9 protein-coding genes are annotated in these 11,393 nt (G+C 60.8%); 4 read left to right on the top strand and 5 right to left on the bottom strand.

What is annotated here, in order from left to right; translation table 11 throughout:
- Positions 1 to 65: 65 nt before the first annotated feature.
- The 3 genes from ACP7C6_RS14230 to ACP7C6_RS14220 form a co-directional block, all read right to left on the bottom strand.
- A complete protein-coding gene (locus ACP7C6_RS14230) occupies positions 66 to 1,244 on the bottom strand; it encodes a vWA domain-containing protein (RefSeq protein ID WP_016975243.1) in 1,179 nt (392 codons plus the stop codon).
- A complete protein-coding gene (locus tag ACP7C6_RS14225; protein ID WP_003210690.1) occupies positions 1,244 to 2,089 on the bottom strand; it encodes an AAA family ATPase in 846 nt (281 codons plus the stop codon). Before ACP7C6_RS14225 ends, ACP7C6_RS14230 begins: the two co-directional genes overlap by 1 nt.
- 99 nt (positions 2,090 to 2,188) lie before the next feature.
- Positions 2,189 to 3,265 (bottom strand): DUF748 domain-containing protein, encoded by a 1,077-nt coding sequence (locus ACP7C6_RS14220; protein WP_028619404.1) that lies wholly within the window; start codon positions 3,263 to 3,265, stop codon positions 2,189 to 2,191.
- A 127-nt stretch (positions 3,266 to 3,392) separates the two neighbouring features.
- Between ACP7C6_RS14220 and cysK the strand changes: the two genes are divergently transcribed.
- Together cysK and ACP7C6_RS14210 are read left to right on the top strand one after the other, a co-directional pair.
- On the top strand, positions 3,393 to 4,367 hold the full coding sequence (gene cysK, locus ACP7C6_RS14215; RefSeq protein ID WP_010212098.1) for a cysteine synthase A: 975 nt from the start codon (positions 3,393 to 3,395) through the stop codon (positions 4,365 to 4,367).
- 109 nt (positions 4,368 to 4,476) lie between these two features.
- Positions 4,477 to 5,415: an aspartyl/asparaginyl beta-hydroxylase domain-containing protein gene (locus ACP7C6_RS14210; protein ID WP_426108913.1), complete on the top strand. Its 939-nt coding sequence runs from the start codon at positions 4,477 to 4,479 to the stop codon at positions 5,413 to 5,415.
- Positions 5,416 to 5,562: 147 nt separating this feature from the next.
- On the opposite strand, the gene acnA is transcribed toward ACP7C6_RS14210, so the two are convergent.
- Positions 5,563 to 8,304: an aconitate hydratase AcnA gene (gene acnA, locus ACP7C6_RS14205; protein ID WP_068934881.1), complete on the bottom strand. Its 2,742-nt coding sequence runs from the start codon at positions 8,302 to 8,304 to the stop codon at positions 5,563 to 5,565.
- A 196-nt stretch (positions 8,305 to 8,500) separates the two neighbouring features.
- Here acnA and rlmM point away from each other — a divergent pair, with 196 nt between their 5' ends.
- Entirely contained in the window at positions 8,501 to 9,577 is a 1,077-nt protein-coding gene (rlmM, locus tag ACP7C6_RS14200) for a 23S rRNA (cytidine(2498)-2'-O)-methyltransferase RlmM (protein WP_016975248.1), read from the top strand.
- A gap of 27 nt (positions 9,578 to 9,604) precedes the next feature.
- Entirely contained in the window at positions 9,605 to 9,856 is a 252-nt protein-coding gene (gene tusA / locus ACP7C6_RS14195) for a sulfurtransferase TusA (RefSeq protein WP_236321204.1), read from the top strand.
- A gap of 108 nt (positions 9,857 to 9,964) precedes the next feature.
- Here tusA and ACP7C6_RS14190 read toward each other — a convergent pair whose 3' ends face one another.
- Positions 9,965 to 11,359, bottom strand: coding sequence for an MATE family efflux transporter (locus ACP7C6_RS14190; RefSeq protein WP_068934879.1), 1,395 nt, complete (start codon positions 11,357 to 11,359; stop codon positions 9,965 to 9,967).
- Between the last annotated feature and the right edge of the window lie 34 nt (positions 11,360 to 11,393).

Genomic DNA, 11,393 nt, shown 5'->3' with positions numbered 1-11,393 from the left:
CCCGTCTTGCATAAGGCTCAAGGGTGCCATCGCCGGCAAGCCGGGCTCCTACAGGTCGTGCGGGGTTACTTGGAGAGGAAGCGCATCCCTTCCTCAAGCCCGCGCAAGGTCAGCGGATACATCTGATCCTCCACCAACTCCCGCACAATTCCCGTCGACGCGGTATACCCCCAGGTGTCCTTCGGATACGGGTTAATCCAGATCAACTTCTTGTACTTGGCCATGAAGCGCTGCATCCACACATAGCCCGGCTCCTCATTCCAATGCTCGACGCTGCCGCCGGCCTGGGTGATTTCATACGGCGCCATCGACGCATCGCCGATAAAGATCACTTTGTAATCGGCACCGTATTTGTGCAGCAAGTCTTGGGTCGAGGTGCGTTCCGACGTGCGGCGCTGGTTGTTTTTCCACACCGATTCGTACACGAAGTTATGGAAGTAGAAGTACTCCAAATGCTTGAACTCGGTCTTGCACGCCGAGAACAGCTCTTCGCAGATCTTCACGTGGGCATCCATCGAGCCGCCGATATCGAACAGCAATAGCAGCTTGATGGTGTTACGCCGCTCCGGGCGCATCTGGATATTCAGCAACCCGGCGTCACGTGCGGTGTGGTCGATGGTGCCGTCAATATCCAGCTCTTCGGCTGCACCCTGGCGCGCAAATTTGCGCAGGCGGCGCAGGGCGATCTTGATGTTGCGCGTGCCCAGTTCAACCTGATCGTCGAGGTTCTTGTACTCGCGTTGGTCCCACACCTTAACGGCCTTGCCCTGGCGCTTGCCGGCATCGCCGACGCGAATGCCTTCCGGGTTATAGCCGCCGGAGCCAAACGGGCTGGTGCCGCCTGTGCCGATCCACTTGTTGCCGCCGGCGTGACGTTCCTTCTGTTCTTCCAGGCGTTTCTTGAATTCCTCGATGAGTTTGTCGAGGCCACCAAGCGACTGGATCTGCGCGCGTTCCTCATCGGTCAGCGAACGTTCGAATTCCTTGCGCAGCCAGTCTTCGGGGATCAACGCCTGCAGGTGGTCGTCGAGTTTTTCCAGGCCATTGAAGTAAGCGCCGAAGGCCCGGTCGAACTTGTCGAAATGCCGCTCGTCCTTGACCAGGATCGCCCGCGCCAAGTAATAGAACTCGTCCATATCGGCGAAGGTCACGCGCATTTTCAGCGCGTTGATCAGGTCGAGCAGCTCGCGTACCGACACCGGCACCTTGGCGGCACGCATCTCGTTGAACAGGTTGAGCAGCATCAGCGATTACCGCGACGGCTCATGAACGCCAGACGCTCCAGCAACTGCACGTCTTGCTCGTTCTTCACCAACGCACCGGCCAGCGGCGGAATAGCCTTGGTCGGGTCGCGCTCGCGCAGCACGGCTTCGCCGATATTGTCAGCCATCAACAGCTTGAGCCAGTCCACCAGTTCGGAGGTGGAGGGTTTTTTCTTCAGTCCCGGTACTTTGCGCACATCGAAGAACACGTCCAGCGCTTCGCTGACCAGGTCTTTCTTGATGTCGGGGTAGTGCACATCGACGATCTTTTGCAGGGTGGTGCGGTCAGGGAAGGCGATGTAGTGGAAGAAGCAGCGACGCAAGAACGCGTCCGGCAGCTCTTTTTCGTTGTTGGAGGTAATGATGATGATCGGGCGTTTCTTGGCCTTGATGGTCTCGTCGATTTCGTAGACGTAGAACTCCATCTTGTCGAGTTCTTGCAGCAGGTCGTTGGGGAACTCGATGTCGGCCTTGTCGATTTCATCGATCAACAGGATCACCCGCTCCTCAGACTCGAAGGCTTCCCAGAGCTTGCCCTTTTTCAGGTAATTGCGCACGTCATGCACCTTGTCCACGCCCAGCTGCGAGTCGCGCAGACGGCTGACCGCGTCGTACTCGTACAGGCCCTGGTGGGCCTTGGTGGTCGACTTGATATGCCAGGTGATCAGCTTGGCACCGAAGGACTCGGCCAATTGCTCGGCGAGCATGGTCTTGCCGGTGCCGGGCTCGCCCTTGACCAGCAGCGGCCGCTCCAGGGTGATGGCGGCGTTGACGGCCAGTTTCAGGTCATCGGTAGCCACATAGGCCTGGGTGCCTTCGAACTTCATCGGTGTTTCCTCGCATTCATCAATGCCCGGACTATACCGCGCAGCCCCGGCGACTGTGAACGCAGGCGGCTTATTCAGTCTCTGAATGACCAGTCACGATCAATCCGCCGACGGCTTGGGTTGTTCATAGCGCGCATTGAACGCCTGGATGAAGCCGTTGCGCAAAATCGCCAAAAACGCAGAAAACGCGCTGACATTTTGCTGGTGCACGCTGCCACTGAGTTCAACACGGGTGGCGAACTGGTTTTTCGCCTGGTTTTTCAGCACGGTTTCACTGGCGCCGACCACGGCCTCCCAGATCGAGCGGAAGATGTTCTTGTCCTTGTTCTCCACGTCCTGTTGCCAGTCGAACACTTCTACATCGCGCATCAGCGGCTTGATATACCCGGTCAACTGGCCTTTTTCCGCCTGGGCTTCGATCACCACGTCGCCGGTGCCAGCCTTGAAATCGAATTTGCCGTAGGCCGAAGCGAAGTCATTCATGCGCTTGAGCTGCAGGTCCTTGGCGCGAAAACGGAATTCGAAGTTCTCGAAATTGCTCAGCGGGTCGAAGGTGGCGGTGGCTTCCAGCGGCGCCTGGCCCTGAAGGAGCGCCTTGCCCTCGAAGCGGGCGTCGCGCTTGCCTTTGACGTCGACCACGTTGGTCAGGTTATAGAAGCTGGCGTTGACCTCGGTGGCATTGATGTTGACCGGTGGCTTGGAGTTGAAGTTGTGGAAGGCGATCTTGCCGTCCTCGATACGCACCTCGTCGAGGGTGATGGGGGCCAGCTTGCTCAATTGCTCGCGCCAGTCGGTGCCCTTACCGGTCTGGGACGCCTGCTTGTTGGCGCCGCCGTCGACGAAGTTCACTTCGGGGTTGATAAAGCGCACCTTGGCGACTACCGCATGGTCGTACCACAGCGAGTGCCAGCTCACCGCCAGGTCGATCAACGGCGCCTTGACGAACGGTACAGGCACTTTGCCATCGACCTTGATGATCTCCAGGCCGTTGATCCTGTAGGCGCCGCGCCACAGGGCCAGGTCCACATCGGTAACCTGGCCGCGGTAGTCGCCCATATCAGCGAGCTTCTCATTCAAATAGTTGCGCACCATGTAGGGCAGGGCGATGCTCAGGGCAACCAGCACCACCAGCAATCCGGCAACGGTCCATAGTGGCCAGCTGTAGCGACGTTTCATGGGGAGGGTCCTCTGTCCGTATAGGGGATGGACTGTTGTTAAGCGTGCAACGTTCCTCCGACTGGACGCTTCGCGGCACGAGGCATACCCTTGTGGCCTTCCTGAACACCGCCCAATAGGACCCGTCATGAGCCGCATCTTTGCAGACAACGCGCACTCCATCGGTAACACGCCCCTGGTTCAGATCAACCGGATCGCACCGCGTGGCGTGACCATCCTGGCCAAGATCGAAGGGCGTAACCCAGGCTACTCGGTGAAGTGCCGCATTGGCGCAAACATGATCTGGGACGCTGAAAGCACCGGCAAACTCAAGCCGGGCATGACCATTGTCGAACCCACCTCCGGCAACACCGGCATCGGCCTGGCATTCGTCGCCGCCGCCCGTGGGTACAAATTGCTGCTGACCATGCCGGCCTCCATGAGCATCGAGCGCCGCAAGGTGCTCAAGGCACTCGGCGCCGAGCTGGTGCTGACCGAGCCGGCCAAGGGCATGAAGGGTGCGATCGAGAAAGCCGGCGAAATCGTTGCCAGCGACCCCGCCACCTATTTCATGCCGGCTCAGTTCGAAAACCCGGCCAACCCGGCGATCCACGAGAAAACCACCGGTCCGGAAATCTGGAATGACACCGATGGCGCCGTGGACGTGCTGGTGGCGGGGGTGGGCACTGGCGGCACCATCACCGGTGTGTCGCGCTATATCAAGAACATCGCGGGCAAACCGATCCTGTCGGTGGCGGTCGAGCCGATTGTGTCGCCAGTGATCACGCAGGCGCTGGCCGGTGAAGAGATCAAGCCCAGTCCGCACAAGATCCAGGGCATCGGCGCCGGGTTTGTGCCGAAGAACCTTGACCTGTCGATGGTTGACCGTGTGGAGCTGGTGACCGACGACGAATCCAAGGCCATGGCCCTGCGCCTGATGCAGGAAGAGGGGATTCTGTGCGGTATCTCCTGCGGCGCCGCGATGGCCGTGGCGGTACGCTTGGCCGAGAAACCGGAGATGCAGGGCAAGACCATCGTGGTGATCCTGCCGGACTCCGGTGAGCGCTACCTGTCGAGCATGCTGTTCAGCGATTTGTTTACCGAGCAAGAAAACCAGGCTTGATTTGAGTCAGCGCCGATAACCCGGGCCTTCTGCATAATGGCCCAACTGTTTATCATGGCCGGCTGCTACGTCTGCTGTTGGCCAGGCGCTTATTTCCAGGAGTTGCTGCATGACCTTTTCTTTGGCCGCCAAGCTGTCGGTGCTGGCGTTGTTTATCGGCAGCACGTTGTATGTGCACCTGCGCGGCAAGGCGCGTTTGCCGCTATTGCGCCAGTTCGTCAACCATTCGGCGCTGTTCGCCCCGTATAACGCCTTGATGTACCTGTTCTCGGCCGTGCCGTCCAAGCCGTACCTGGATCGCAGCAAGTTCCCGGAACTGGATGTGCTCAAGGACAACTGGGAAGTGATCCGCGAAGAGGCCATGCACCTGTTCGACGAGGGATACATCCGCGCGGCCGAAAAGAACAACGACGCCGGCTTCGGCTCGTTCTTCAAGAAGGGCTGGAAGCGTTTCTACCTCAAGTGGTACGACAAACCCCTGCCGTCGGCCGAGGCGCTGTGCCCGAAAACCGTAGCGCTGGTGAGCAGCATTCCCAACGTCAAGGGCGCGATGTTCGCGCTGTTGCCGGGCGGCAGCCACCTCAACCCGCACCGCGACCCGTTTGCCGGTTCCCTGCGTTATCACCTGGGCCTGTCGACGCCGAACTCCGACGACTGCCGCATCTTTGTCGACGGCCAGGTCTACGCCTGGCGTGACGGTGAAGACGTGATGTTCGACGAAACCTACGTGCACTGGGTCAAGAACGAAACCGAGCAGACCCGTGTGATCCTGTTCTGCGACATCGAGCGGCCACTGAGCAACCGTGTGATGACCCGCGTCAACCGTTGGGTCAGTAAGCAATTGGGGCGCGCCACTGCGCCGCAGAACCTGGATGACGAGCGCGTGGGCGGGATCAACCAGGCGTATGCCTGGAGCAAGACCTTCAGTGACAAGTTCAGCGGCGTGGTCAAGCAGTGGAAGCGCAAGCATCCGAAGGCTTACCGGATTGCGCGGCCGATGCTGGCGGTGGTGGTGCTGGTGCTGCTGTGGAAGTGGTTGTTCGGCTGATCCACGCCGTATAAAAAAGGCGCCGCATCGAAAGATGCAGCGCCTTTTTTAATGCCTGGAGTGCGATCACCGCCCTTGTAGGAGCCCGGCTTGCCGGCGATGGCGTCCTTGAAAGCGCTATCGCCGGCAAGCCGGGCTTCTACAGGGTTATGAGGCGATCAGTTGACGCAGTACGTAATGCAGAATCCCGCCCGACTTGAAGTATTCCACCTCATTGAGCGTATCGATCCGGCACAACACCTCCACCTTCTCGCTACTGCCATCCTCCCGCGTGATCACCAGCGTCAGGTTCATGCGTGGCACGATCTCCACGTCGGTCAGACCGAGAATGTCGATCTTCTCCTTGCCGGTGAGCTTGAGCGACTTGCGGTTCTGATCCAGCTTGAACTGCAGCGGCAGCACGCCCATGCCCACCAGGTTGGAGCGGTGGATCCGCTCGAAACTCTCGGCGATCACCGCCTTGACGCCCAGCAGGTTGGTGCCCTTGGCTGCCCAGTCGCGGCTGGAGCCGGTGCCATATTCCTGGCCGGCCACCACCACCAGCGGTGTGCCCGACGCCTGGTATTTCATCGACGCATCGTAGATCGGCATTTTCTCGCCAGTGGGGATGTACAGCGTATTGCCGCCTTCTTCGCCGCCGAGCATTTCATTGCGGATACGGATATTGGCAAAGGTGCCACGCATCATCACTTCATGGTTGCCCCGGCGTGAGCCGTAGGAGTTGAAGTCGCGCGGTTCCACGCCTTGTTCACGCAGGTAGCGACCGGCGGGGCTGTCGGTCTTGATATTGCCGGCCGGGGAGATGTGGTCGGTGGTCACCGAGTCGCCCAGCAGCGCCAGCACGTTGGCGCCTTTGACGTCCTTGATGACCGGCAGTGGGCCTGCAATGTCGTCGAAGAATGGCGGGTGCTGAATGTAGGTCGAGTCTTTCTGCCACACGTAGGTGGCGGCCTGTGGCACTTCAATGGCTTGCCACTGCTCGTCACCGGCGAATACCTCGGCGTATTCCTTGTGGAACATACCGGTGCTGACCTGGGCCACGGCATCCGCGATTTCCTTGCTGCTCGGCCAGATGTCCTTGAGGTACACCGGCTTGCCATCCTGATCGTTACCCAGCGGTTCACTGCTGATATCGATGCGCACGGTACCCGCCAAGGCATACGCCACCACCAGCGGCGGCGAAGCCAGCCAGTTGGTTTTCACCAGCGGGTGCACGCGGCCTTCGAAGTTGCGGTTACCCGACAGCACAGACGCCACTGCAAGGTCGGCCCTCTGGATGGCTTTTTCGATCGGCTCGGGCAGCGGGCCGGAGTTGCCGATGCAGGTGGTGCAGCCGTAACCCACCAAATCAAAGCCGAGCTTGTCCAGATACTGGGTGAGGCCCGCCGCTTTGTAGTAGTCGGTAACCACTTTGGAGCCTGGCGCCAGAGAGGTTTTAACCCACGGCTTGCGTGTCAGGCCTTTTTCCACGGCCTTTTTCGCCACCAGCCCGGCCGCCATCATCACGCTGGGGTTGGAGGTGTTGGTGCAGGACGTGATCGCGGCGATCACCACCGCGCCGTTTTTCAGGCGATAGGTCTGGCCGTCGTATTCATAGTCGGTTTCGCCCACCAGGTCGGCATTGCCCACGGCAACCCCGCCACCGCCTTCGCTTTCCAGGCGGCCCTCTTCTTTGTTGGTGGGTTTGAATTGCAGGTCGAGGAAGTCGCTGAAGGCTTGGCCGACATTCGGTAGCGCCACACGGTCCTGCGGGCGTTTCGGCCCGGCCAGGCTGGCTTCCACGCTACCCATGTCCAGGGCCAGGCTGTCGGTGAACACCGGCTCCTGGCCCGCGTTGCGCCACAAGCCCTGGGCTTTGGTGTAAGCCTCGACCAGCTTCACGGTTTCTGTGGGACGGCCGGAGAGGCGCAGGTAGTCCAGTGTCACCTCATCCACCGGGAAAAAGCCGCAGGTGGCGCCGTATTCCGGGGCCATGTTGGCGATGGTGGCGCGGTCGGCCAACGGCAGGTCGGCCAAGCCGTCGCCGTAGAACTCGACGAATTTACCCACCACGCCTTTCTTGCGCAGCATCTGGGTCACGGTCAGCACCAAGTCAGTGGCGGTGATGCCTTCCTTCAATTTGCCGGTGAGCTTGAAGCCGATCACTTCCGGGATCAGCATCGACACCGGTTGGCCGAGCATCGCCGCTTCCGCTTCGATCCCGCCCACGCCCCAGCCGAGTACGCCCAGGCCGTTGATCATGGTGGTGTGGGAGTCAGTGCCGACCAAGGTGTCGGGGAAGGCGTAAGTGCGACCGTCTTCGTCCTTGGTCCACACGGTGCGGCCGAGGTATTCGAGGTTGACCTGATGGCAGATGCCGGTGCCCGGTGGCACCACACTGAAGTTGTCAAAGGCGCTCTGGCCCCAGCGCAGGAAGGCGTAGCGTTCGCCGTTGCGCTGCATTTCGATGTCGACGTTCTGCTCAAAGGCGTCGGCGTTGCCGAACTTGTCGACCATCACCGAGTGGTCAATTACCAGGTCCACGGGCGATAGCGGGTTGATGCGCTGCGGATCGCCCCCGGCCTTGGCCACGGCGGCGCGCATGGCGGCCAGGTCGACCACGGCGGGGACGCCGGTAAAGTCTTGCATCAACACGCGGGCGGGGCGGTACTGGATCTCACGGTCGGACTGGCGTTCCTTGAGCCAGGCGGCAATGGCCTTGAGGTCGGCGCCGGTGACGGTCTTGTTGTCTTCCCAGCGCAGCAGGTTTTCCAGCAGCACCTTCAGTGACATCGGTAGCTTGTCCAGGTCACCCAGGCTCTTGGCGGCTTCGGGCAGGCTGAAGTAGTGGTAGGTTTTACTGTCTATTTCAAGGGTCTTAAGGGTTCTCAGGCTATCAAGCGATGACATGACACGACTCCTTATGGTCCGCACGGCTACGGACCTGACGGGACGAACAGAGCTATCAACTTAGCCCTGTTTTCATTAGCAGGCTAATAACTGGACTCTATCGTTAAGTCCAAGGTTCCGAACTCCGTTATCATGCGCGGGTTTTCATGACAGGCATTGCGACAGCGCAACGTCAGTTGATTCACTTGGAGAGTTGATGAACACCCTTTTTATGCACTGCCGCCCGGGTTTTGAAGGCGAAGTCTGTTCCGAGATCGCGGACCTCGCCGCGCGCCTGAACGTTTCCGGCTACGCCAAGGCCAAGACCGGCAGCGCCTGCGCCGAATTTGTCTGCACCGAAGAAGACGGCGCCCAGCGCCTGATGCACGGCCAGCGCTTTGCCGAGCTGATCTTTCCTCGGCAGTGGGCGCGCGGGGTGTTCATCGACTTGCCGGAAACGGACCGCATCAGCGTGATCCTCGCCCACCTGCGCGAATTCCCGGTGTGCGGCAGCCTGTGGCTGGAGATGGTCGACACCAACGACGGCAAGGAACTGTCCAACTTCTGCAAGAAATTCGAAGTGCACCTGCGCAAAGCCCTGCTGAACGCCGGCAAACTGGTGGACGACCCGAGCAAGCCGCGCCTGCTGCTGACCTTCAAGAGTGGCCGCGAAGTGTTCATGGGCCTGGCCGAGTCGAACAACTCGGCAATGTGGCCGATGGGTATTCCGCGTTTGAAATTTCCCCGCGAAGCGCCCAGCCGTTCGACCCTCAAGCTGGAAGAGGCCTGGCACCACTTCATCCCCCGCGACCAGTGGGACGAGCGCCTGCACGGCGACATGACGGGCGTCGACCTTGGCGCAGCGCCCGGCGGCTGGACCTGGCAACTGGTCAACCGTGGCATGCTGGTGACCGCCATCGATAACGGCCCGATGGCCGAAAGCCTGATGGATACTGGCTTGGTGCAGCACTTGATGGCCGACGGTTTCACCTTCGTGCCCAAGCAGCCGGTGGACTGGATGGTCTGCGACATCGTCGAAAAACCGGCGCGTAACGCCGCGCTGCTGGAAACCTGGATCGGCGAGGGGCATTGCCGCGAGGCGGTGGTGAACCTGAAGCTGCCGATGAAACAGCGCTACGCCGAAGTGAAGCGCCTGCTGGAACGCATCGAGGACGGTTTCAAAGCGCGCGGCATCCGCGTGGAGATCGGCTGCAAGCAGCTGTACCACGACCGAGAGGAAGTGACCTGCCACCTGCGTCGGTTGGTGGATGTGAAGAAAACCAAGGCCCGGTAGACTGGCGGCCAGTTCCAGGAGTAGATCATGAGTGATATTTTCGACACCGCCGTCGACGGCACCCTAGATGCAACAGGCCTGAATTGCCCAGAGCCCGTGATGATGCTGCACCAGCACATCCGTGACCTGCCGCCAGGCGGCTTGCTCAAGGTGATCGCGACCGACCCGTCCACGCGCCGCGATATTCCCAAGTTCTGCGTGTTCCTTGACCACGAACTGGTGGGTCAGCAGGAGCAGGCCGGCACGTACCTGTACTGGATCCGCAAAAAAGCCGACTGATCACTCGATGTACTGTAGGAGCGAGCTTGCTCGCGAAAATCCTCAAGGATAATGCAGCGCACCTGGGTTAACGCGGCGCTCTCGGGTTTTTCGCGAGCAAGCTCGCTCCTACAGGTGTGCCTTGTCGGCGCGAATGCGCCGGCGTGCACTGCGCGCCAGGCGTACCAGCAACATCCCCGCCGCACAGCTCAGTCCCACGATCAGCCCTTGCCACAAGCCGCTTGGGCCGCTCGGCTCGCCGAGCCAATTCGTCAGCCCCAGGGCGTAACCCACCGGCAGGCCAACGCCCCAATAGGCGAACAAGGTCAGTACCATCGTCACTCGGGTGTCCTGGTAACCACGCAGTGCGCCAGCCGCCGTGACCTGGATCGAGTCGGAAAACTGGAACAGTGCCGAGAACACGATCAGCGTCGAAGCCAAGTGAATGACCACCGGGTCCGGCGTATAGATCGCCGCAATCTGCTCGCGAAACAGCAGCATCAGGCTGCAGGACAGGCAGGCGTAGGCCAGCGCCGTGCCCATGCCCACCCCTGCGGCGAAGCGTGCTTCACGCGGTTCCCCACGTCCCAGCGCCTGGCCCACGCGTACCGTTACGGCCATGCTCAGGGAGTAGGGGATCATGAACACCAGGGAGCTGACGTTCAGCGCGATCTGATGACCGGACACCACCGTGGCTCCCAAGCTGCCCAGCAGTAGGGCAATCACCGCAAAAATGCTCGACTCGGCAAAGATCGCCACGCCAATCGGCAGGCCAATGCCCAGCACGCGCTTGATCACCGCCCATTGTGGCCAGTCGAAACGCTTGAACAGTTCGCTGCTCTGGTAGGCCGGCCCCCAGCGGGTCCAGCCGGCCAGGCCAAGCATCATCACCCACATCGAAATGGCCGTGGCCCAACCGCAACCTACGCCGCCCATGGCCGGCAGGCCGAGGTGACCGTAGATGAAGATGTAGTTCAGCGGGATATTCAGCGCCAGGCCGCACAGGCCCATGACCATGCTTGGCAGCGTACGGCCCAGGCCGTCACTGAAGCAGCGCAGCACGTAATAGAACGCAATGGCCGGCATACCGGCGGCGATGCCATGCAAGTAACCCATGGTGGGCGCGATCAGGTCCGGCTCAACCTTCATTGCATGCAGGATCGGCTCGGCGCAGAGCAGTAGCAGTGAGCCGATGATGCCGACCACCAAGGCCAGCCACAGTGACTGACGCACCAGTGGTCCGATCTCGCTGTACTGGCCCGCACCGAAGCGTTGGGCAACTTTCGGCGTGGTGGCCAGCAGCGTACCGCTCATCAGCAGGTAGACCGGAATCCAGATCGAGTTGCCCAGGCCCACCGCCGCCAAGTCTTGGGGACTGACGCGGCCAGCCATCACCGCATCGACAAAACTCATCGCAGTAGTGGCCAGTTGGCCGACCATGATCGGCAGGGCGAGCGTCAGCAGGCCGCCGACTTCCCGGCTGATGCGGGCGGGGCGGCTGAGGGTGGCAGAGGCAGTGTTCACGTACAGGTGTCCAATCAAGGGATGCGCAAGGACC

The sequence above is a fragment of the Pseudomonas sp. TWR1-1-4 genome (assembly GCF_049897165.1).
Classification (GTDB): Bacteria; Pseudomonadota; Gammaproteobacteria; order Pseudomonadales; family Pseudomonadaceae; genus Aquipseudomonas; species Aquipseudomonas canadensis.
This window is presented reverse-complemented; position numbering and strand designations above follow the sequence as displayed.

What these genes read in the sequence shown, in the direction of transcription:
- rlmM (WP_016975248.1), top strand. Translation starts at nt 8,501, where the DNA reads ATGAACACCCTTTTTATGCACTGCCGCCCGGGTTTTGAAGGCGAAGTC.
- ACP7C6_RS14210 (WP_426108913.1), top strand. Translation starts at nt 4,477, where the DNA reads ATGACCTTTTCTTTGGCCGCCAAGCTGTCGGTGCTGGCGTTGTTTATC.
- ACP7C6_RS14230 (WP_016975243.1), bottom strand. Translation starts at nt 1,244, where the DNA reads ATGCTGCTCAACCTGTTCAACGAGATGCGTGCCGCCAAGGTGCCGGTG.
- ACP7C6_RS14225 (WP_003210690.1), bottom strand. Translation starts at nt 2,089, where the DNA reads ATGAAGTTCGAAGGCACCCAGGCCTATGTGGCTACCGATGACCTGAAA.
- cysK (WP_010212098.1), top strand. Translation starts at nt 3,393, where the DNA reads ATGAGCCGCATCTTTGCAGACAACGCGCACTCCATCGGTAACACGCCC.
- tusA (WP_236321204.1), top strand. Translation starts at nt 9,605, where the DNA reads ATGAGTGATATTTTCGACACCGCCGTCGACGGCACCCTAGATGCAACA.
- ACP7C6_RS14220 (WP_028619404.1), bottom strand. Translation starts at nt 3,265, where the DNA reads ATGAAACGTCGCTACAGCTGGCCACTATGGACCGTTGCCGGATTGCTG.
- acnA (WP_068934881.1), bottom strand. Translation starts at nt 8,304, where the DNA reads ATGTCATCGCTTGATAGCCTGAGAACCCTTAAGACCCTTGAAATAGAC.